Annotated in this window: 20 protein-coding genes; 4 read left to right on the top strand and 16 right to left on the bottom strand. The window is 61.2% G+C overall.

Annotation, left to right across the window (positions count from 1 at the left end):
• Positions 1–122 precede the first annotated feature (122 nt).
• On the top strand, positions 123–845 hold the full coding sequence (locus tag HHL24_RS03045; protein ID WP_169483913.1) for a glycine zipper 2TM domain-containing protein: 723 nt from the start codon (positions 123–125) through the stop codon (positions 843–845).
• A gap of 126 nt (positions 846–971) precedes the next feature.
• On the opposite strand, the gene iscX is transcribed toward HHL24_RS03045, so the two are convergent.
• From iscX to HHL24_RS02995, 10 genes are all read right to left on the bottom strand, one after another.
• On the bottom strand, positions 972–1,169 hold the full coding sequence (gene iscX, locus HHL24_RS03040) for a Fe-S cluster assembly protein IscX (protein ID WP_169483912.1): 198 nt from the start codon (positions 1,167–1,169) through the stop codon (positions 972–974).
• A gap of 15 nt (positions 1,170–1,184) precedes the next feature.
• Positions 1,185–1,526 (bottom strand): ISC system 2Fe-2S type ferredoxin, encoded by a 342-nt coding sequence (gene fdx, locus HHL24_RS03035; protein ID WP_028199497.1) that lies wholly within the window; start codon positions 1,524–1,526, stop codon positions 1,185–1,187.
• A gap of 143 nt (positions 1,527–1,669) precedes the next feature.
• A complete protein-coding gene (hscA, locus tag HHL24_RS03030) occupies positions 1,670–3,541 on the bottom strand; it encodes a Fe-S protein assembly chaperone HscA (protein WP_169483911.1) in 1,872 nt (623 codons plus the stop codon).
• 118 nt (positions 3,542–3,659) lie between these two features.
• On the bottom strand, positions 3,660–4,187 hold the full coding sequence (gene hscB / locus HHL24_RS03025; protein ID WP_169483910.1) for a Fe-S protein assembly co-chaperone HscB: 528 nt from the start codon (positions 4,185–4,187) through the stop codon (positions 3,660–3,662).
• A gap of 177 nt (positions 4,188–4,364) precedes the next feature.
• Positions 4,365–4,688, bottom strand: a complete 324-nt coding sequence (gene iscA / locus HHL24_RS03020) for an iron-sulfur cluster assembly protein IscA (protein WP_028199494.1) — start codon at positions 4,686–4,688, stop codon at positions 4,365–4,367.
• A gap of 174 nt (positions 4,689–4,862) precedes the next feature.
• Positions 4,863–5,276: a Fe-S cluster assembly scaffold IscU gene (iscU, locus tag HHL24_RS03015; RefSeq protein WP_169483909.1), complete on the bottom strand. Its 414-nt coding sequence runs from the start codon at positions 5,274–5,276 to the stop codon at positions 4,863–4,865.
• Between the two features lie 64 nt (positions 5,277–5,340).
• Complete coding sequence (locus HHL24_RS03010) at positions 5,341–6,564, bottom strand: IscS subfamily cysteine desulfurase (protein WP_169483908.1); 1,224 nt, start codon at positions 6,562–6,564, stop codon at positions 5,341–5,343.
• A gap of 74 nt (positions 6,565–6,638) precedes the next feature.
• Positions 6,639–7,169, bottom strand: a complete 531-nt coding sequence (iscR, locus tag HHL24_RS03005; protein ID WP_028199491.1) for a Fe-S cluster assembly transcriptional regulator IscR — start codon at positions 7,167–7,169, stop codon at positions 6,639–6,641.
• A 145-nt stretch (positions 7,170–7,314) separates the two neighbouring features.
• Complete coding sequence (locus tag HHL24_RS03000) at positions 7,315–7,812, bottom strand: low molecular weight protein-tyrosine-phosphatase (protein WP_169483907.1); 498 nt, start codon at positions 7,810–7,812, stop codon at positions 7,315–7,317.
• Between the two features lie 324 nt (positions 7,813–8,136).
• A complete protein-coding gene (locus HHL24_RS02995) occupies positions 8,137–8,376 on the bottom strand; it encodes a hypothetical protein (protein WP_169483906.1) in 240 nt (79 codons plus the stop codon).
• Between the two features lie 269 nt (positions 8,377–8,645).
• Between HHL24_RS02995 and HHL24_RS02990 the strand changes: the two genes are divergently transcribed.
• Positions 8,646–9,209 (top strand): hypothetical protein, encoded by a 564-nt coding sequence (locus tag HHL24_RS02990; RefSeq protein ID WP_169483905.1) that lies wholly within the window; start codon positions 8,646–8,648, stop codon positions 9,207–9,209.
• A 307-nt stretch (positions 9,210–9,516) separates the two neighbouring features.
• On the opposite strand, the gene HHL24_RS02985 is transcribed toward HHL24_RS02990, so the two are convergent.
• Entirely contained in the window at positions 9,517–10,932 is a 1,416-nt protein-coding gene (locus tag HHL24_RS02985) for a lactate utilization protein B (protein ID WP_169483904.1), read from the bottom strand.
• A 93-nt stretch (positions 10,933–11,025) separates the two neighbouring features.
• A complete protein-coding gene (locus HHL24_RS02980) occupies positions 11,026–11,748 on the bottom strand; it encodes a (Fe-S)-binding protein (RefSeq protein ID WP_169483903.1) in 723 nt (240 codons plus the stop codon).
• Positions 11,749–11,927: 179 nt separating this feature from the next.
• Here HHL24_RS02980 and HHL24_RS02975 point away from each other — a divergent pair, with 179 nt between their 5' ends.
• Positions 11,928–12,734, top strand: coding sequence for an IclR family transcriptional regulator (locus tag HHL24_RS02975; protein WP_169483902.1), 807 nt, complete (start codon positions 11,928–11,930; stop codon positions 12,732–12,734).
• 103 nt (positions 12,735–12,837) lie between these two features.
• On the opposite strand, the gene pbpG is transcribed toward HHL24_RS02975, so the two are convergent.
• Positions 12,838–14,025 carry a D-alanyl-D-alanine endopeptidase gene (gene pbpG / locus HHL24_RS02970; protein ID WP_169483901.1) on the bottom strand — a complete coding sequence of 396 codons (1,188 nt, stop codon included), beginning with the start codon at positions 14,023–14,025 and terminating at the stop codon, positions 12,838–12,840.
• A 777-nt stretch (positions 14,026–14,802) separates the two neighbouring features.
• On the opposite strand from pbpG, the gene HHL24_RS02965 reads away from it, so the two are divergent.
• Complete coding sequence (locus HHL24_RS02965) at positions 14,803–15,375, top strand: phasin family protein (protein WP_028199484.1); 573 nt, start codon at positions 14,803–14,805, stop codon at positions 15,373–15,375.
• Positions 15,376–15,690: 315 nt separating this feature from the next.
• Here HHL24_RS02965 and lpdA read toward each other — a convergent pair whose 3' ends face one another.
• From lpdA to aceE, 3 genes are all read right to left on the bottom strand, one after another.
• Positions 15,691–17,478 (bottom strand): dihydrolipoyl dehydrogenase, encoded by a 1,788-nt coding sequence (gene lpdA, locus HHL24_RS02960; protein ID WP_169483900.1) that lies wholly within the window; start codon positions 17,476–17,478, stop codon positions 15,691–15,693.
• A gap of 301 nt (positions 17,479–17,779) precedes the next feature.
• A complete protein-coding gene (gene aceF, locus HHL24_RS02955) occupies positions 17,780–19,432 on the bottom strand; it encodes a dihydrolipoyllysine-residue acetyltransferase (RefSeq protein WP_169483899.1) in 1,653 nt (550 codons plus the stop codon).
• An 86-nt stretch (positions 19,433–19,518) separates the two neighbouring features.
• On the bottom strand, positions 19,519–22,215 hold the full coding sequence (aceE, locus tag HHL24_RS02950) for a pyruvate dehydrogenase (acetyl-transferring), homodimeric type (RefSeq protein ID WP_169483898.1): 2,697 nt from the start codon (positions 22,213–22,215) through the stop codon (positions 19,519–19,521).
• Between the last annotated feature and the right edge of the window lie 33 nt (positions 22,216–22,248).

The following is a 22,248-nucleotide window of genomic DNA, read 5'->3' as shown; positions in this document are numbered from 1 at the left end:
GTTTGACGCGAACGAGCCGCGATGATTGCCCGGAAATGGTTACAAATTGAAACCCTCCCGGGATCGATTTGCCCGACACTCAGTCTTAATAACAGTCGACTCTGCTCCAGACGGAGGCCAAAATGGATAATCCAGATACCAAACCCACGCAACAACGTCGTCTTCACCCGCTCGTCGCTACTGCCGCGGGTGCAGTGATCATCGCCAGTCTCGCCGCGACAGCGGCCGTCACGGGGCTGTTCCCGAAGGCGTCGAGCAGCGGCGCGCAAACCGATCAGACCCAGGCTGCGCAAGTGGCCACCCAACCGGGCGTGGTCGATTCGGCAGCGCCGGCAAATCCGGCCGCTCAACAGGCTGCCCAGGCTGCTGCGCAAACCGAAGCGCAACAGGCAGCGCAGCAACAGCCACCTCAACGCGCCCCGGCGCCGACGCAGCAACAACAGTATGCCCAGCAGCAACAGGCCCAACCGGCACCGCAGTACGCTCAGCAACAGCCGTCGCAACCGGCTTACTGCTCGACCTGCGGTACGGTCGAAGGCATCTCGGCGGTACGTCAGGAAGGCCATGGCACGGGTATCGGCGCGGTCGGCGGCGCAGTGGCCGGCGGCGTAGTAGGCAACCAGTTCGGCAGCGGCAACGGCCGTACCGCGATGACGGTGCTCGGCGTGCTCGGCGGCGGCCTGGCCGGTAACTCGGTTGAAAAGCACATCCGCAGCACGACGTCCTATTCCGTGCGGGTGCGGATGGAAAGCGGCAAGACGCGCTACTTCACGTATCACGAAGCGCCGCCGTTCCAGCAAGGCCAACGCGTGCGGGTCGAAAACGGCACGCTCGTAGCAAGCTGACCGCTGACAGCCTGAAGATTCTCCAGGCGTTAAAAAAGGCGATTCCAATGGAATCGCCTTTTTCTTTGCCGTAGCCGGAGCGGCATCAATCGCACCCCGCCGCCAGCGGACAAGCCGGCATTGTGCTCAGTAGTCCGCGTCTTCGATCCATGCAGCCTGAATCGCTTCAAGGATCTTTTCGTTCGACCGGTTAGGGTCGTCGTCGAAACCTTCCAGCTCGGTGACCCAGCGGTGCAAATCAGTGAAGCGCACCTGCTGCGGATCGATGGCCTGGTGCTTGTCAGTCAGGGCCATCGCGATGTCTTGCGTATCGGTCCACTTCATGGCTGCATCCTCCGGTTAGTGATTTTCCTTCGCGTGATTGATCGAGTAGCGCGGGATCTCGACGACCAGATCCTGCTCGGCCGGCACCATCGCCTGGCACGACAGACGCGAGGCCGGTTCGAGCCCCCACGCCTTGTCCAGTAGATCGTCCTCGTCTTCCTCGGACGGCGTCAAGGCGGCGAAACCCTCACGCACGATCACGTGGCAGGTTGTGCACGCGCAGGACTTCTCGCACGCGTGCTCGATTTCGATGCCGTTATCGAGCAGATTGTCGCAGATGCTCTTGCCGGGCACAGCATCGATCACCGCGCCTTCCGGGCACAGTTCGACGTGAGGCAGCACAACGATTTGAGGCATACATTTTCCGTTTGGGTCTGCGGCACGGCGGCCGCAAACAGGCTCCGTACCATTTTACTGGCGCCGCACGGACTTAAAAAGTCCGTGCGGCGCGGTTCATTGCCGGCTGACGCGCAGCATGGCGCGGCCACACCGCAAGACGTTCAGATCTCGTCGAGCTTACGGCCGGCCAGCGCGCGGCGAATGCCCTTGTTCATGCGGCGGGCGGCGAATTCGTCGGTCCCTTCGGCGAGCGTTTTGGTCGCGGCTTCGATCGCATCGGCGTCGTCGCTTTGCGCGATATTGCGCAACGCGGTGAGCAGCGTGTCGAGTTCGGCGCGTTCGCTGTCGTCGAGCAATTCGGCGTCGGCGGCGAGCGCCGCGTCGGTCGCTTCCACCAGACGGCGCGCTTCGACTTGCGCTTCACGCAGAGCACGCGCGCGCATGTCGACTTCGGCGGTCGAAAAGCTCTCTTCGAGCATCCTGGCGATGTCGTCGTCGGCGAGACCGTAGGACGGCTTGACCACCACCGACGCTTCCACGCCCGAGCCCTGTTCACGCGCGAACACGGACAACAAGCCGTCCGCGTCGACTTGATACGTGACGCGAATGCGCGCCGCGCCGGCCGCCATCGGCGGAATGCCGCGCAGTTCGAAACGCGCGAGCGAACGGCAATCGTTGACGAGCTCGCGTTCGCCTTGCACGACATGGATCGCCATCGCCGTCTGGCCGTCCTTGAAGGTAGTGAAATCCTGCGCACGGGCGACCGGAATCGTCGAATTACGCGGGATGATCTTCTCGGTCAAACCGCCCATCGTTTCGACGCCGAGCGACAGCGGAATCACGTCGAGCAACAGCCAGTCGTCGCCGTCGGCACCGCGATTGCCCGCGAGCAGATCGGCCTGGATCGCCGCGCCGAGCGCGACAACCTGATCCGGGTCCAGATTAATGAGCGGCGGCTGGCCGAAGAACGACTCGACCGCACGGCGAATCACCGGCATGCGCGTCGCGCCTCCAACCAGCACCACGCCTTTGATATCTTTGGTGGCAACCTTGGCGTCGCGCAGCGCTTTTTTCGTCGGCCCAAGCGTGCGTTGAACCAGCGCCTGAGTGATGGCCTCGAAAGTGGCCTCGTCGACCGTCAGATCGATCTGAGTGCCGTTCGAGAGCTTGGCTTGCACCTTCGCATTCGGCGCGTCTGACAAGGCCTCCTTGGTCACACGTACGCTGTCGAGCAGCAGGCGGACGTCTTCCGGTGCGAGCGTCTGCGGCGCAATGCCTGCCTGCTCCAGCACGTGCCGATACAGGGCATGGTCGAAATCGTCGCCGCCGAGCGCGGAATCACCGCCCGCCGCGAGCACTTCGAACACACCTTTGGTGAGCTTCAGAATCGACAGATCGAAGGTGCCGCCGCCGAGGTCGTAGACCGCGTAGAGGCCTTCGGAGCCGTTATCGAGGCCATAGGCAATCGCGGCCGCAGTCGGCTCGTTCAAGAGACGCAGCACGTTCAGGCCAGCCAGACGCGCGGCGTCTTTGGTCGCCTGGCGCTGCGCTTCGTCGAAATATGCGGGAACGGTAATGACTGCGCCGACCAGTTCGTCGCCGAGCGTATCTTCGGCGCGCTGGCGCAGCGTCGCGAGAATTTCGGCCGACACTTCAACCGGACTCTTCACGCCATCGACGGTACGGATCTGCACCATGCCGGGTGCGTCGACGAAATCGTAGGGCGCGTTTTCTGCGCCTTCCACTTCCGCCTTGCCACGGCCCATGAAACGCTTGACCGACACGATGGTGTTGCGCGGATCGGTCGCAGCCTCAGCCTTGGCCGTGCGGCCGATACGGCGGCCGCCCTTTTCCAGGTAACGCACCACCGACGGCAGCAGCGCATAGCCATCTTCGTCGGGCAGCACATCAGGCACGCCGCTGCGCACGGCGGCAACGAGGGAATTGGTGGTGCCGAGATCGATACCGACCGCCAGACGCCGCTGATGGGGCGCCGGCGCCATGCCGGGTTCGGAGATTTGCAGTAAGGCCATCTGGATCTTCTCGGAGCCGCTTGGCCCCGTCCTGAATTTTCGCGTTGCTGGATATATTGCTACGGCTGCTATGGCTGCATATTCATGCGCAGCGCCGGGACGCCGGAGCGCCGGACCGCTAGTTCTCGAGCCGCTCGATCTGCGTGCCGATTTCCGACGCCACCCGCTCGATGAACATCAACTGCCGCACCGCCTCGCCCGCCGGCTGATTCGCGCCGCTGTCGAGCAGTGCGCAGAGCTTGTCAAAGCGCATGCGTTCTTCGTCGCGCAGTTCCGTCAGCAAGGCGTCGAGCGCGTCGACGTTATTCGCCGCGGCCGCGTCTTCAATACCTTCGCGCCACTCCATCTGCTGCATCAGGAACGCCGGCTCCATCGCCGTGTTGTTCTGCGCGCCGACGTCGATGCCGCGCAGGTGCAGCAGATACGTCGCGCGCTTCAGCGGATCGCGCAGCGTCTGATAGGCCTCGTTGGTGCGCGTTGCCCATTGCATCGCGATGCGCTTCTGCGCGTCGCCGGCCGCCGCGAAGCGGTCCGGATGCACTTGCGCCTGCACCGTGCGGTAGGCGTGATCGAGTGCCGCTGCGTCGAGCGCGAATTGCGCCGGCAGGTCGAACAGGTCGAAGTGGCTGTCGTTCAGCGAGGCCATCGGATAAAAGGAGTCCGTTCAGGAAAGCGCACCGGAGTGCAGGCTAAAAACGCGGATCGAAAGCGCCGCGGAGGTTCAGCGGCAAAGTCAGCCGCACGACGGTGTCCCAAATGCGCGAATAAAACTAAAAAGGCGGCCCGCGCCGCCTTTGATCCGCTGCACGCGGAATGAGCCGATTTACACGCGGAACGATTCGCCGCAACCGCACTCGTCCTTCACGTTCGGGTTGTTGAACTTGAAGCCTTCGTTCAACCCTTCGCGTGCGAAGTCGAGTTCGGTGCCGTCGATATAGGCGAGGCTTTTCGGGTCGACAATGATCTTCACGCCGTTGCAGTCGAACACTTCATCTTCGGGCGCGAGCTCATCCACGTACTCGAGCTTGTAGGCCAAACCCGAGCAACCCGTGGTGCGCACACCTACGCGCAGCCCGACACCCTTGCCGCGGCGAGTCAGATACTTCTGGACGTGCTGTGCTGCCTTTTCGGTCAACGTAATTGCCATAGCGTTTCTCATTGCGCCACGCGGGTTCGGCATTCATATGCCTACTGACGCGCTGCGACCCTGCCTGCATCAAATATCGCTCATGCCGGACCGTGCTTTTCTGCTTGCACTGCCCGCTTCGACTCACCTGAATGAGCACTCAAACAAGCACTCAACCACACGCTCGATTGCCGCTTACGCGTGTTGCTTGTCGCCTTCGACGACCGCTTCACCGTGACGTTGCTTGTAATCGGCGACTGCTGCCTTGATCGCGTCTTCCGCGAGGATCGAGCAGTGGATCTTCACCGGCGGCAGTGCCAGTTCTTCGGCGATCTGCGTGTTCTTGATCGACATTGCCTGATCGAGTGTCTTGCCCTTCACCCATTCGGTGACGAGCGAACTCGACGCGATCGCCGAACCACAGCCATACGTCTTGAACTTTGCGTCTTCGATGATGCCGTCCGCGCCCACGCGGATCTGCAGTTTCATCACGTCGCCGCATGCCGGTGCGCCGACCATGCCGGTGCCGACTGCATCGTCGTCCTTCGCGAAGGAACCGACGTTGCGCGGGTTTTCGTAGTGGTCCAGAACCTTTTCGCTATAAGACATGATTAACTCCTAGTTTCGTTTCAACCTGCATTCGTTGCGATTTCGACGTTGAAGCGTTGGCGCGTCAGTGCGCAGCCCACTTGATCGTCGAAATATCGATCCCGTCCTGGTGCATTTCCCAAAGCGGCGACAGATCACGCAGCTTCGAAATTTTGGTCTTCAACAGGTTGATCACGTAATCGACATCCTGCTCCGTCGTGAAGCGACCGACCGTAAAACGGATCGAGCTGTGCGCGAGTTCGTCGTTACGGCCCAGTGCGCGCAACACGTACGACGGTTCCAGCGAAGCCGACGTACACGCCGAGCCCGACGACACCGCCACATCTTTCACCGCCATGATCAGCGATTCACCTTCGACGAAATTGAAGCTGATGTTCAGGTTGTGCGGCACACGCTTTTCCATGTCGCCGTTCACATACGTTTCTTCCATGTCCTGCAGGCCGCGCAGCAGACGGTCGCGCAGCATGCGGATGCGTTCGTTTTCCGTCGCCATTTCTTCGCGTGCGATACGGAACGCTTCACCCATACCGACGATCTGGTGCGTAGCCAGCGTGCCCGAACGCATGCCGCGCTCGTGACCGCCGCCGTGCATCTGCGCTTCGATACGGATACGCGGCTTGCGGCGCACGTACAGCGCGCCGATGCCCTTCGGGCCGTACGTCTTGTGCGCCGAGAACGACATCAGGTCGACCTTCAGCTTTTGCAGGTCGATCGCAATCTTGCCCGTGGCTTGCGCCGCGTCGACGTGGAAAATGATGCCTTTTTCACGGGTGATCTCGCCGATCGCCTCGATGTCCTGGATCACGCCGATCTCGTTGTTCACCGACATGACCGACACCAGAATCGTGTCCGGGCGGATCGCGGCCTTGAACTTCTCGAGGTCGATCAGGCCGTCGTCCTTCACATCCAGATACGTGACTTCGAAGCCTTCGCGTTCGAGTTCGCGGCAGGTGTCGAGCACAGCCTTGTGCTCGGTCTTCACCGTGATGATGTGCTTGCCACGGCTCTTGTAGAAGTGCGCGGCACCCTTGATTGCGAGGTTGTCCGACTCTGTTGCGCCCGAGGTCCAGATGATTTCGCGCGGATCGGCATTCACCAGCGCCGCGACGTTCTCGCGTGCTTCTTCGACCGCACGTTCCGCATCCCAGCCATACGAGTGACTGCGCGATGCGGGGTTGCCGAACTGCTCACGCAGATACGGAATCATCTTGTCCACCACGCGCGGATCGATCGGCGTCGTCGCGCTGTAGTCCATGTAAATGGGCAGGTGGAGAGTGTCGTTGTTCATCAATTGCTCCGGGGACGTCATTGCTCTGGCTTCTGGGTTCCTGATCAGGCTGCGGTGCGTTCAGATTGCCGCGCCTAGGAACCGGCCATGTTGAAAACAGAATTAGGCCCTTTCGGCACGACGCGGGCGGGTTCGACCGCCGGCGCCTCGTTGCGCCGGTCACGCAACACCGCCGGCGCACCTTCGCGCGAACGCTGCTGATCGACCAGATCTTTCAGGGAGACCGAATCCAGGTACTCGACCATTTTCTGGTTCAGCGTCGACCACAATTCGTGCGTCATGCAGTGGCCGTCGTGCTGTTTGGTGCCCTCGCACGAGCCCTTGCCGCCGCATTGGGTGGCGTCGAGCGGTTCGTCGACCGCGATGATGATGTCGGCGACGGTCACGTCTTCAGCGCGGCGGGCCAGATTGTAGCCGCCGCCCGGTCCGCGCACGGACTCGACGATTTCGTGACGACGCAGCTTGCCAAACAGCTGCTCGAGATAAGACAGGGAGATATGTTGGCGCTGGCTGATACCCGCAAGCGTCACCGGGCCCTGCTCCTGGCGCAGTGCCAGGTCAATCATCGCCGTGACGGCGAAACGGCCTTTCGTGGTGAGTCTCATATGGTGTGGGAACCGCAATTCTCGACAAGTTTGGTCAAGTATAAATACATGAGTGAATTAGTCAAGTATCCCTATCGCGATTTGGGTCATTTGCTTAATTCCAGGATAAGCCAGCCGAGGGTCGCAGACGACCGGCCGGACTTAACTATGCAACCAACTGGGGACGCAACGCGGTAATCAGCCCGCGGCAGGCTGCTTCGCATTGATCCAGTACCTGCTCGAACCCTTGGGCGCCGCCGAAATACGGGTCGACGACTTCTCGGGCGCCGTCCCACCGGCCATCCGCCTCAGGGACGAACTCCATCAGCAGGCGGATTTTGTCGCGCTGCTCCGCCGGACAAACCTGGCGCAGGGCGGCGACGTTTTTGTCGTCCATCGCGATCAGAAGATCGAAGCGCTCGAAGTCGGCTGCCGCGATCTGACGTCCGCGCAAGGCGGCAAGCTCATAACCTCGCCGGCCGGCCGCACGTTGCGCGCGGTCGTCAGGCGGCTGCCCGATGTGCCAGTCGCCCGTGCCAGCGGAATCGATCAGAACGCGCTCCGCAAGCTTCGCCTCGCTGACCAGACGGCGCATCACGCCTTCCGCGGTTGGCGAACGGCAGATGTTCCCTAGGCAGACAAAGCAGATGGATACGGTTTTCATCAGAGGCTTTCGGACGTTAAACGGCCGCGGATCGACGGTTAGGAAACGGTGCCGCGATTATACAAAGTTGCACCAAATCGCGCCGGAGGCTGCGCGCTTCTGCCAAGGCCCGGATCCGGCTATGGGATGCCTCGTCGCGCCGGCAAGGAACAGGTTCGGCGACGGACCCGCGCCATGCGAGCAATGGCCAGGTTCGGCCACGGACGCCGCGCCATGCCAGCAATGGCCAGGTTCGGCCACGGACACCGCGGCGCGCCAACCCGCTCCCGATTCGGCAGCGGCTGAGGCGATGGAATCCCGACGCACTATCCAGTCCCGCCGCGCTTAAGACGCTTCGGCCAGCGGCATTGCCGCCACGGCGCGCATGGGTTTGGCCGGCAACGTCGCAGCGTTGTCGACCATGCCGTACGAGACAGCGCGCGCAAGTTCCGCAGTCAGCTGATCAGCAGCGAGCGGGGCTTGCGAAGAACGCAAAGCGGCGTCGCCGCAAATGTGCAGATAAGCTGCCGCAGCAAGTGGCACAACGATGGCAAAGGGCCAGTACACCGATATTATCTTTTTCATGATGTCGTTTCTTCCGATTAGAGGCTCGTGAGCTCGTGGCCCACTATGCCTAGTCGAAATCCTATAGGAATTCACAATCGGGAAAAACCCACTGGCGCGAGATACAGCGTTGCGCTGGGTGGAACAGTCCATTGACCGTTTTGCCGCCCACGACGTTGACGTACGTCGTGGCATGAAAGAGAAATCCTTACAAACACATACAAAGCTAGCGCGACGGTTAGCGATAATGGCTGTCTTACAGACATGAAATCTTCGCACTGGTCCTCGAAATGAAACGTATTGCTCCACTCGTCGGCCTGACGGTCGCTGCTGCATTGCTAGGCGGCTGCGCAGTCTATCCGGACGGCACGCCGATGGTCGGCAACGGCTACGCAGGCGGCTATAGCGGCTATGACGGTTACGACGGCTATGCCACCGGCGTGCCGGTCGTGCCGCAAACCAGCGTCTACATGGGCTACAGCAATTACTCGGGCCCCGGTTACTACGACGGGCCGGGCCGCTACTACGGGCCCGGGCCGGGCTATCGGGGCTATCCGGGTTATCCGGATCGGGGACGGCCGAGTAACGGCAACTATGGAAACAACGGAAACCGCGGAGATAACGGCGGCTGGCATGGTCAGCCGAACGGCGGAAGCCCGCACGGAGGACCGCCGCCTCAAGGCGCGGTTGGCGGGCCGAGAGGACCGAGTGGGTCTAATGCGCCACGACCGGGGGCAGGCAGCGCGCCGCCCCCTCCGCCACAGCAAGCGGGCAATAACGGTGGGCGCGGCAGCGGAGGCAATGCGCAGGCCAGAGGCAATAGCAACCGCCAGCCAGGAATGACGGACCATTGATCCGGCAAGGAAGGGGCAGACTAGGCAGACTTATGCGCGGTCTTGCGTCGCGGCTCCCCGCACTTTTCGCACATTTCGCACATTTCGCACATTTCGCACTTTTCGCACTTTTCGCACTTTTCGCATTTGGCGCATTTGGCGCATTTGGCGCGCCTGGTATGGCGAACGGATTGCCCTAAGCGATTGGCTCCAGGCACGTGGCTTCAGAAGCGCCAACAATAAAGCGCCAACACAGGTGGCCTGGTAGCCTAGTTCGCACCACATTCCACCAGCCCCCCACAAACTATAACTAGACTGTGCCGCTCGCTCAGCCAATATGGCTGCGTTGCGCGGCGTACAGCTCTCTGAACGTACGGCCAACCGGAGCCGGCATGTCGCGCGTATCGGTCCAGCCTGCGCCGCCCAACGGCAGCCTGGCAATCGAACGATTGCGCCCGCCCATTCGTTCCAGCACACGTACCGCCAGCTTGGTAAAAAGCGCATAAGCATCCGGGTGCAGCGCGAGGAAACCCCACACCGCGAGCCCCACCCGCTCGCGCCACGGCCGCAGGCGCCGCTCGACCTGCTTCTCACGCAGCTTGCGCAACAGATCGGACAAGGGAATTCCCACCGGACATACGCTGTTGCACTCGCCGCACAAAGTTGCCGCCTGAGGCAGATCCAGCGCTTTGTCGATCCCCACGTAGCTCGGCGTCAGCACCGACCCCATCGGCCCCGGATAAACCCAGCCGTAGGCATGACCGCCCACCTTCTGATACACCGGGCAGTGGTTCATGCAAGCGCCGCAACGGATACAGCGCAGCATTTCCTGAAAGTCGCCGCCGATCAGCCCCGTGCGCCCACCGTCGACCAGCACCACATACATATGCTCGGGGCCGTCCTGATCGCCCACGCCGCGCGGCCCCGTCAGCACGGAAAAATAGTTCGACGTCGCCTGGCCGGTTGCCGAGCGCGGCAAAAGACGCATCGCCGTCGCCAGATCTTCCAGTGTAGGCAACACTTTCTCGATGCCGGTCACCGCCACATGCACGCGTGGCATCACCGTGCACATGCCCTCGTTACCCTCGTTCGTGACCAGCACGACCGACCCCGTTTCGGCCACCACGAAATTGCCGCCGGTCACGCCCATATCCGCGGTCATGAAGTGTGGACGCAGCATCTCGCGTGCTTCGCGGGTCATGTCGGTGATTTCGGTCAGACGCGGCCGGTCGTGCGTTTTCGCGAAGAGGTCTGCGATCTCGTCCTTATCTTTGTGAACGACAGGCGCGATGATGTGGCTAGGCGGCTCGTTGTCGTTGATCTGCAGAATGTATTCGCCCAGATCGGTTTCGATCGATTGCACGCCCATCTGCCCGAGCACTTCGTTCAGGCGCATTTCCTCGGTGACCATCGACTTCGTCTTGATCACCTTCTTCACCTCGTGCCGGCGTGCGATATCGCCGACGAGGCGCGCGGCCTCCTGCGTCGTCTCGGCGAACAGGACCGTCACGCCGCGCCGGGTCGCTTCACGTTCGAATGTCTCAAGCCAGACATCGAGATTTTCCAGTGCGCGATTGCGGCGTTCCTTGAGCGCGGCGCGGGTAGCGGGAAAATCGATCGCGGTCATGGCCGCGGCGCGGGCCGACACGAACTTGGTCGACAGCTTGGTAAGGTTCTGTTGCAGACGCTGGTCGGCGAGTTTCTGGCCCGCGCGGGCCTTGAAATGCATCGATTGGACTTGCATGGCGGCCTTGAGCGTATTCGAATGAAATGCGAGTGAAGTGCGCGAAATGGAGTACGCCGGATCGAGTGCCCCGGTTTAGGCGCAGCGGTGACTTTAAGCGTCGCCGGCCAGCACTTGGGCGATATGCAACACACGCGTGGTGGTATCACCGGTGCGCCGCAAGCGGCCTTCGATATTGAGCATGCAGCCAAGGTCGCCGAGCACCACCGTGCCGGCGCCGCTCGCGCCGATATTCGCGCATTTCTCCTCGACGATCGCCGTCGAGATGTCGCCGTACTTGATCGCGAAGGTGCCGCCAAAGCCGCAGCAATGCTCGCAATCCTTCATTTCGGTCAGCGCCACGCCCACTTGCGCCAGTAACGCGCGCGGCTGCGCCTTGACGCCGAGTTCGCGCAACCCCGAACAGGAATCGTGATAAGTCACCTGGCCCGCGAACTCGCCCGGCTGCAACTGCACCTTGGCCACATTGACGAGGAAATCGGTCAACTCGAACACCTTGGCCCGCAATCGGCCGAAGCGGTTCATCAGCTCCGGGTCGTCCGCAAACAGGTCGCCGTAATGCGCACGGATCATGCCGCCGCAGGAACCGGACGGCACCACGACATAGTCGAACTGTTCGAACTCGCGCAAGGTTTTCTCAGCCAGGTCGCGCGCGATGCGCCGCTCGCCCGAGTTATACGCGGGTTGCCCGCAACAGGTTTGCGCGGGCGGTACCACCACCTCGAAACCGGCGCCTTCGATCAGCTTGATAACCGAAAAACCGATCTCCGGACGCATCAGGTCAATCAGGCAGGTGACGAACAATCCGACTCGCATGAGCCCTCCTTCGGGAAAACGTCCCTGATTATCCGCTGTTTACCGCACAATACCAACGGCTGGAAGGCATAGGACGAATGCCACGTTAAATTGGAATAGCGCTTCCAACCGCTTCCCTTCTTTTCACAATACGGGATACAATCAATTTCCGCTGTTTGACGCGTCAACCGATTCCTCCCATGAGCGATACGAACCCGGATCCCAAAACTTCGATCCAGGTGATCGAACGCATGATGCGCTTGCTCGATGCACTCGCTGCGCATAGCGACCCGGTCAGCCTGAAAGAACTCGCCATCCGCACGGAGTTGCACCCGTCCACTGCGCACCGCATCCTGAACGACATGGTGATGTGCCGGCTGGTCGACCGGTCCGATCCCGGCACTTACCGTCTCGGCATGCGTCTGCTCGAACTGGGCAATCTGGTGAAGGCGCGGCTGTCGGTACGCGACGCGGCGCTCACGCCGATGCGCGAATTGCACCGTCAAACCGGGCAGACAGTGAACCTGTCGGTGCGTCAAGGTGACGAGATCGTCTATATAGAACGCGCCTACTCCGAGCGCTCCGGCATGCAAGTGGTGCGAGCGATCGGTGGACGCGCGCCGCTGCATCTGACCTCGGTGGGCAAGCTCTTCCTCGCCGCGGACGAATCGACCCGCGTGCGGGCCTACGCCACGCGTACCGGCCTGTCCGGTCACACGCAGAACAGCATCACCGATCTGACCAAGCTCGAACGCGAGCTTTCGCACGTGCGGCAACAGGCCTGCGCGCGCGATAACGAAGAACTGGAACTGGGCGTGCGCTGCATCGCGGCGGGGATTTACGACGACACCGGCAAGCTGGTTGCGGGCCTGTCACTGTCCGCCCCGGCAGATCGCTTGCAGGACTCGTGGCTGGGGCAGCTCAGCCAAACGGCGCTGCTGATTTCCGAGTCGCTTGGTTATCGCCCGCAGACACCGCAGGAGCATGCGCATCCCCAGCACGCCTAAGCTGGCGGTTACCCCTCCTCCGGCGCAATAAAAAAGCCTCGCATTTGCGAGGCTTTTTTCTGGCCGGTCCGAAAACCGGCCACTAGCGCATGCCAAGGCAACTTCAGGTGCCCGGGCCGCCGGCATCCGCACTGGTGATGCGCGACTGATCGCCGCCGTTGTCGAGCCACGTGCGCAGACGCGTTGCGTCCGCAAAGCGCGAGTACTTACCCGACGAATCGAGCAGCACGATGATCATCGGACGGCCGTGAATGGTCGCCTGCATCACGAGGCATTCGCCCGCTTCGTTGATGAAACCAGTCTTTTGCAGACCGATGTCCCACGTCGGGTTACGCACCAACGCATTCGTGCTGTTGTATGCCAGCGAACGCTTGCCGGTGTACACCTCGTAGCTATGATCGGTCGAGAACTTGCGGATCAGCGGATACTGATACGCGGCGTTGACCATCTTCACGAGGTCACGCGCGCTCGACACGTTCTGGCTCGTCAAACCCGTGGGGTTTTCAAAGTGCGTGTCGGTCATGCCAAGTTGTTTGGCCTTCGCGTTCATTGCCGCGAGGAACGCCGGACGGCCGCCCGGGAAATAACGCGACAGCGCTGCGGCCGCGCGGTTTTCCGAGGCCATCAGTGCGATGTGCAGCATGTCTTCACGCGAGAGTACCGAGCCCACCGACAGACGCGAGCCGGTGTTCTTCTCGTAATCGCGGTCTTCGTCGGTGACTTCGATCTGGTCGGTCATCGGTTCTTTCGAATCGAGCACCACCATCGAGGTCATCAACTTGGTGATCGACGCGATGGGCACCACGGCGCGCGAATTCTTGTCGAACAGCGATTCGCCGGAGTTCTGATCGATCACGTAGGCCACGCTGGAACGCAGCATCAGCGCGTCCGGCGTTTCGTGCAGACCGAAAGCCTGGCCGACGGTAGGCGGACGCGGTTCGTACGCGACACGGCGCACCACCGAGTGGTGGCGACCGTTCGACGTGTACGTCACGCGCTTGCGTTTGACGCTCGCGCGCGGTGCGTCGTCATCTGCGGCGGCAACGGTCTTGGCCGCTGCGCCGTTGACGGCCTTCTTGCCCGACACTTTGTCGGCGGTGGCCGCGACGGGTTTCTTGGCTGCTTTCGCGTGTTTGGAGGTTTTTGCCGTTGTTGTGGCGGGCGTGGCGGCAAAAGTGCTGACAGGCGCGGCGAACGCCGCTGCGATGACCATGGAGGCGGCCACCGACAGAGCGGTGCTGCGGGCCGCGCCGTGGATCACTTTTAGCGACGAAAACATGTCGGTTTTCATGGGTGTTCGGTAGGGAGCGGCAAGAGGTTTCCGCAAGTGTAGTAAAACAACGAAAAATTAGCAATTTGAAGCACTTATACGCGCTCCTTAAACCGGCTTGTAAGCTCCGATCGCAAAAACACCAATAAGTGCCACGCTTCGATCGAAAAAAACGATCGCCAGCGCGCTTCGCCTCGCCTTTGCCGCCGTACGCCGGAATCGAGGTGATTCTTTCAGCATAACGGCAATTTCGAGACAACCTTGATCAGGGGAAACACGGTCAGAGCGCAGGCATGTAATGCTTGCCAGCACCCCAGAACGTCGCGGGGCCTCGCTGCAGGTTGTTAAACGCCTGCTGGAGACCGCCAACGCGCATTCGACCGGCATAGAGCATTAACGTTCCGTGACACTTTCTGGTTTACATCGGGATCGCCAATTGACGGATTTTTTGTCAACCGCCAACGGTCATTTCTCCCCGACGCCGCACCTCACCAAGCGGACGAAACCCTCCTGAAATCGGTAACAAATGCAGATTCCTCCCGCACCAGCATAGTGCGACGGACAAATTGACTTGCGTCACACGAATGTCATGCACACTGCATAACGTATTGTTTTATCAGCAATTTCTTAACATTGTGCGACGCACAAAAAATACTTGACATTCGTTGTGACCATCCTAAAATGGGAACCATTGCTGCGATGCACAAAACATCGCGGTCCGGGGAGGCACTCTTAAAGCGTCTCGCCACTAACCCAATGCGGTCCGCACAGACAGACCGCTATCCAGGAGCGTAAACCATGACTCTGCTGACCCCTGAGCAATTCGCTGCAGCCCAGAAAGCCAACTTTGAAACGTTGTTCGGCCTGACGACCAAAGCATTTGAAGGCGTCGAAAAGCTGGTGGAGCTGAATCTGCAAGTCGTGAAATCGACGCTCGCGGAAAGCCAGGAAAATGCCCAGCGCGCACTGTCGGTGAAGGACGCGCAGGAATTGCTGGCGCTGCAAGCAAGCCTCGCACAGCCGGTGGCTGAAAAAGCGCTGTCGTACGGCCGTCACGTGTACGAAATCGTTTCGGCAACGCAAGGTGAATTCACCCGCGTCGCGGAAGCCCAATTCGAAGAGCAGAACCGCAAGGTCCAGTCGCTCGTCGAAAACGTTGCGAAGAATGCTCCGGCCGGTTCGGAAACCGCTGTCGCCGTGATCAAGTCGGCTATCACCGCCGCCAACACCACGTACGAAACGGTTCACAAGGCGACCAAGCAAGCTGTCGAAATCGCCGAAAGCAACTTCAATGCAGCCGCAACGGCCGCATCGAAGGCAGCATCGCAAGCCGCTGCACAAGCATCGCGCTCGGCAAAGAAGGCAGTCTAAGTTTCAGGCATCACATCACGCTCGCCCGCCTCATGGCGGGGCCGGCGTTACTGCAAGCAACAGCGTCGTGCCGTTGCCGCTCACACGGTTTTATCGGGCCGAACGCTCCGATACGTTGAATAGCGTATCGTTTGCCCGGCGAAAGGCCGGGATTTTTTTACCCGCTGCCTGAGATGCACGGCGCATGTTTCATGCGATGCTTCACGACAAACGCTGCTTGCTGCAAAAGAAAAACGGCGCGCCCTTTGCGGGGCGCGCCGTTTTTTTTGCCTCTGCTGCTTCGGGCCCACCTGCATGCAGGCGAACCCAGCGGCATTACTTCTTTTTCTGCGGCGGCAAGTCGGTGCAGACGCCTTCGTACAACTCGGCGGCCATCCCGATCGATTCGCCGAGCGTCGGATGCGGGTGAATCGTCTTACCGATATCCGTTGCATCCGCCCCCATTTCGATCGCGAGACAGACTTCGCTGATCAGGTCGCCGGCGTTCAGACCGACGATCCCGCCGCCGATCACGCGATGCGTTTCTTCGTCGAACAGCAACTTGGTGAAACCTTCGTCGCGGCCGTTGGCGATTGCGCGGCCCGAAGCGGCCCACGGGAACACCGCTTTGCCGTACTTGATGCCCTCGGCCTTAAGCTGGTCTTCCGTCTTGCCGGCCCACGCCACCTCCGGATCGGTGTAGGCCACCGACGGAATTTGCAGCGCGTCGAAGTACGCCTTTTCGCCGTGTGCGACTTCGGCGGCGACGTGCGCTTCATGCACGGCTTTATGCGCAAGCATCGGCTGACCGACGATATCGCCGATCGCGAAGATATGCGGCACGTTGGTGCGCATCTGCTTGTCGACGTCGATGAAGCCGCGATCCGTTACCGCGACGCCGGCCTTGTCCGCGCCGATCTTCTTGCCATTCGGCGTGCGGCCGACGGCGACCAGCACGAGGTCATAGCGTTGCGCTTCGGCCGGGGCCTTTTCGCCTTCGAACGACACGTAGATGCCGTCGTCTTTCGCTTCCGCCGCGGTGGTTTTGGTCTTCAGCATGACGTTGGCAAAACGCTTGCTGTTGTACTTCTCCCAGACCTTGACCAGATCGCGATCCGCGCCGGCCATCAGACCGTCGAGCATTTCGACTACGTCGATTTGCGCACCGAGCGTCGCATACACCGTCGCCATTTCGAGGCCGATGATGCCGCCGCCGATCACCAGCATACGTTGCGGAATCTGACGCAATTCGAGCGCGCCGGTCGAATCGACCACACGCGGATCCTCCGGAATGAACGGCAGCTTCACCGCTTCCGAGCCTGCGGCAATGATTGCCTGCTTGAACTTGACGACCTTCTTCCCAGCTTCGGTCTGCACTTCCATGTGATGCGGATCGACGAACGAACCGGTGCCCGTCACGACTTCGACCTTGCGCATCTTGGCCATGCCGGCGAGGCCGCCCGTGAGCTTCTTGACGACGCCCGACTTGAAGTCGCGCAGCTTGTCCAGATCGATTTGCGGCTTGCCGAACGTAATGCCGTGCGCGCCGAGCGCTTCGGCTTCGTCGATGACGAGCGCGGTATGCAGCAACGCCTTCGACGGGATACAACCGACATTCAGACAGACGCCGCCGAGCGTTGAATAACGTTCGACGAGCACCGTCTTCATGCCGAGGTCGGCCGAGCGGAACGCAGCAGAGTAACCGCCGGGGCCCGAACCGAGCACGAGCATGTCGCACTCGATATCCGCGTTACCGGAGAAGCTACCGGCTTGCGGTGCGGGCGCGGCTGCCTTCGGTGCAGCAGCGGCTTGCGCCGCTTGAGCCGGCGCTTTCTCAGGTTCTTTGGCCGGGGCCTTCGGTGCATCCTTAGCGGGCGCCGCATCTGCCGACGACTCGACTAGCGCGATGACTGTGCCTTGCGAGACTTTGTCGCCGGCTTTGACACGCACTTCCTTGACTGTGCCGGCGGTATCGCTCGGCACTTCGATAGAGGCCTTATCGGACTCGAGCGTCATCAGCGCCTGTTCGTTCTCGATGACATCGCCCGGTTTGATATTGACTTCGATGACATCGACGTCCTTGAAGTCACCGATATCCGGCACTTTTACTTCGACGAGACTCATAGTGTCCCCTTCTCTTATTGATCGTGATGAGGGAAGAACCCGCTCCAAAGCAGCCTAAAAAACAGCGCAAAAACGGGCAGCGTGCTGGACAGAAACAACCTTTGCCGTCCGCCCAAGGACGCCCCTTTCTTTTGCCTACTTTTCTTTGGAAGACGCCCCGCAGGAAGTACCCTTGGGGTGCAAAGAAAAGTAGGTGCCGCCCCGCACAGGGGCGACACTAATAGACCAATAAGAAAGCAAGTTCAGCGAGAAGCGCGGATAACCACCAAAACCGCGCTGCGAGCAAAACCTCAAACCACGATCAAAGAATTACACGCCGAAAATCGGCAAGAATCGCACCCAGATACGCATTGAACCGCGCCGCCGCAGCACCATCAATCACCCGATGGTCATACGACAACGACAGCGGCAGAATCAGACGCGGCACAAACTGCTTGCCATCCCAAACCGGCTTCGTCGCGCCACGCGACAGCCCGAGAATGGCGACTTCAGGCGCGTTGATAATCGGCGTGAAGTTAGTACCACCAATGCCACCCAGGGAAGAAATCGAGAAGCAACCACCCTGCATCTGATCCGGCTTCAGCTTGCCATCACGCGCGGCCTTCGACAGCTCGGCCATTTCCTTCGCGATATCGATCAAACCCTTCTTGTCCGCATCGCGAATCACCGGAACGACCAGACCATTCGGCGTATCGGCAGCAAAACCGATATGGAAGTACTGCTTGAACACCAGGTTGTCGCCGTCGAGGCTGGCATTGAACGTCGGGAACTGCTTCAAAGCGGAAACGACCGCCTTGATCACGAACGCCAGCATCGTGATCTTCACGCCGGACTTTTCGTTTTCCTTGTTCAACTGCACGCGCAGCGCTTCGAGATCCGTGATGTCCGCTTCGTCGTTGTTCGTGACGTGCGGAATCATGACCCAGTTGCGATGCAGATTCGCGCCCGAGATCTTCTTGATGCGCGACAGCGGCTTCGGATCGACCGGACCGAACTTGGTGAAGTCGACCTTCGGCCACGGCAGCAGGTTCAACTCGCCGCCGCCCGCAGCAGCCGGTGCGGCAGCGCCTGCCGGCGCGGTACGCTGACCGGTCATCACGCCCTTGATGAAGCCGGTCACATCCGCTTGCGTAATACGGCCCTTCGGACCCGTGCCCTGCACTTGCGCCACATCGACGCCGAGTTCGCGAGCGAACTTGCGCACCGACGGCGACGCATGGCTCGCCTGCCGCGCACCACCCTCGCCGGCCGGAATCACCGGCGCCTGCGCGAGCGCTGACGGCGAGGCCGGAGCGGGCGACGGTGCAGCCGGCGCATCCGACGGCTTCTCGAGCGCAGCCTGCTTCGGTGCCGGTGCGGCAGCCGGTGCAGCAGCGCCATCCGCTTCCAGCACGACGATGACCGAGCCTTCCGACACGTTATCGCCGACCTTGACCTTCACTTCCTTGACGACGCCGGCGGCCGAGCTCGGCACGTCCATCGTCGCCTTGTCGGATTCGAGCGTGACCAGCGACTGCTCTTTCTCGACGCGATCGCCGACCTTCACCGCGACTTCGATCACGGGAATGTCTTTGTAGTCGCCGATATCCGGCACTTTGACTTCTTGCAGACCACCACCGGCGGCAGCAGGCGCCGGCGCAGCAGCGGGCGCAGGCGACGGCGCGGGGGCCGGTGCAGCAGCAGGCGCCGGAGCCGGCGCGGCAGCAGCAGCGCCCGCGCCTTCCAGCACGACGATCAGCGAGCCTTCCGACACGTTGTCGCCAACCTTGACCTTCACTTCCTTGACGACGCCGGCAGCCGAGCTCGGCACGTCCATCGTCGCCTTGTCGGATTCCAGCGTAACGAGCGATTGCTCTTTCTCGACGGTATCACCCGCCTTCACCAGCACCTCGATCACAGGAATGTCCTTGTAATCGCCGATGTCCGGCACTTTGACTTCGATCGCTTGACTCATTGTTAGTGTCTCCTGGGCCGCGCACGCCACCCGCTCCTGTCGATCAGGAACGGGCGCGCACGCCGTGGCACACGGGGAATGATGCCTTAGACGGTCATCGGGTTGGGTTTGGCGGGATCAAGGTTGTACTTCTTGAGCGCCTCGGCGACGACCTTGCGTTCGATCGTGCCTTCGTCGGCCAGCGCGTTCAGCGCGGCAACCGTGACCCAGTAACGATCGACTTCGAAGAAGTGACGCAGCTTTTCACGCGTGTCCGAACGGCCATAGCCATCCGTACCCAGCACAACGAACTTCTGCGGCACGAACGCGCGGATCTGCTCGGTCAGCGCGCGCACGTAGTCGGTCGATGCGATGACCGGACCTTGTGCGTCCTTCAACAGCTTCTCGACGTGCGAGAGCTTCTTCTCTTCGGTCGGGTGCAGCAGGTTCCAGCGCTGCACTTCGTGACCTTCGCGAGCCAGTTCGGTGAAGCTCGGCACGCTCCAGAGGTCGGCAGCGACGCCCCAGTCGTTCTTCAGAAGATCAGCAGCGGCGATCACTTCGTTGAAGATCGTGCCCGCGCCCATCAGCTGAACGCGCGGCGCCTTCTTGTCGGCGTCGGCCTTCTTGAACGAGTACATACCCTTGATGATGTCTGCCGCTACAGCATCGCTCTGCGGAATCGCCGGGTGCTCGTAGTTCTCGTTCATCACCGTGATGTAGTAGTACACGTCTTCCTGATCGGCGACCATGCGGCGCAGACCGTCCTGCATGATGACCGCGAGTTCATAGCCGAACGTCGGGTCGTAGCTGATGCAGTTCGGCACCGACGCCGCCCACAAAAGCGAGTGACCGTCTTCGTGTTGCAGACCTTCGCCGTTCAGCGTGGTGCGGCCAGCGGTGCCGCCCAGCAGGAAGCCGCGCGAACGCATGTCGCCCGCCGCCCATGCCAGATCGCCGATACGCTGGAAGCCGAACATCGAGTAGAAGATGTAGAACGGGATCATGATCTCGCCGTGCGTCGAGTACGACGTCGCGGCTGCGATCCAGTCACACATACCGCCGGCTTCGTTGATCCCTTCCTGCAGGATCTGGCCGGATTCCGATTCGCGGTAGAACATCAGTTGGTCGGAATCTTCCGGCACGTACTTCTGGCCTTCCTGATTCCAGATACCGATCTGGCGGAACAGGCCTTCCATACCGAAGGTACGCGACTCGTCCGGGACGATCGGCACGATGCGCTTGCCGAGCGCCTTGTCCTTCAGCAGGATGTTCAGGATCCGCACGAACGCCATCGTCGTGGAGATCTCGCGGCCTTCGCCCGTGCCCTTGAGCAGCGGCTCGAATACGTCGAGCGCCGGCACCGGCAGCGACTCCGCCTTCTGGCGACGCGCCGGCAGATAGCCGCCGAGGTCCTGACGGCGAGCGCGCATGTACTCGAGTTCCTTCGAACCTTCTTCGAACTTGAGGTACGGCACGTTGACGAGGTCTTCGTCGGGGATCGGCAGACGGAACTGGTCGCGGAATTTCTTCAGCTGATCGACGTGCAGCTTCTTCTGCTGGTGGGTGATGTTCATCGCCTGGCCGGCTTCGCCCATGCCGTAGCCCTTGATCGTCTTCGCGAGGATGACGGTCGGCTGGCCCTGCGAGTTCGATGCTTCCGTGAACGCTGCGTAGATCTTGTGCGGATCGTGGCCGCCGCGATTCAGATTCCAGATTTCCTCGTCGGACCATTCGGCGACCAGCGCCTTCAGTTCCGGCGTGTTGAAGAAGTGCTCGCGCACATACGCGCCCGACTCCGACTTGTACGTCTGATATTCACCGTCGACGACTTCCATCATCCGGCGCATCAGCGCGCCCGACTTGTCGCGTTGGAACAGCGCATCCCAGCGGCTGCCCCAGACGACCTTGATGACATTCCAGCCGGCGCCGCGGAATTCGCTTTCGAGTTCCTGGATGATCTTGCCGTTACCGCGCACCGGACCGTCGAGGCGCTGCAGGTTACAGTTGATCACGAACACGAGATTGTCGAGGCGTTCGCGACCGGCCATGCCGATTGCGCCGAGCGATTCCGGTTCGTCCGTTTCGCCGTCGCCGAGGAAAGCCCACACCTTGCGGCCTTCGGTCTTCGCAATGCCGCGCGCCTGCAGGTACTTCATGAAGCGCGCCTGATAGATCGCCATGATCGGGCCGAGGCCCATCGAGACGGTCGGGAATTGCCAGAAGTCCGGCATCAGCCACGGGTGCGGGTACGACGAGATGCCCTCGCCGCCCACTTCCTGACGGAAGTTGTCGAGCTGGTTTTCGGTCAGACGGCCGAGCAGGAACGCGCGCGAGTAAACACCCGGCGACGAATGGCCCTGCACGAACACGAGGTCACCGCCATGTTCGGCCGATGGTGCGTGCCAGAAATGGTTATAGCCAACGTCGTACAGCGTGGCGGCCGACGCGAACGAAGCGATATGGCCGCCGACGTTCGTGTCCTTGCCCGCGCGCAGCACCATGGCGATGGCGTTCCAGCGCGTGTACGAGCGGATCCGGTGTTCGAGGTCCTGGTCGCCGGGAATCGGCGCCTGACGCGACACAGGAATCGTATTGATGTAGGGGGTGTTTGCAGAGAACGGCAGATGTTCGCCGTGTACACGGGCGAATTCGATCTGTTTCTCGATGAGGTAGTGAGCGCGATCGGGGCCCACAGCAGAAATCACGCCATCCAGCGCTTCCAGCCATTCGCCGGTTTCCTGGGGATCGTCGTCTTTTTCAGCGGCGACATATTTCATGACTTCGTCGGGTACAGCGGACATGCTCGTCTCCTGGATATAGAGGAACGCTCTTTG

It is taken from the genome of Paraburkholderia polaris, from assembly GCF_012927345.1.
Taxonomy (GTDB): domain Bacteria; phylum Pseudomonadota; class Gammaproteobacteria; order Burkholderiales; family Burkholderiaceae; genus Paraburkholderia; species Paraburkholderia polaris.
The sequence above is the reverse complement of the archived record's forward strand: the minus strand, read 5'-3'. Positions and strand labels throughout refer to the sequence as shown.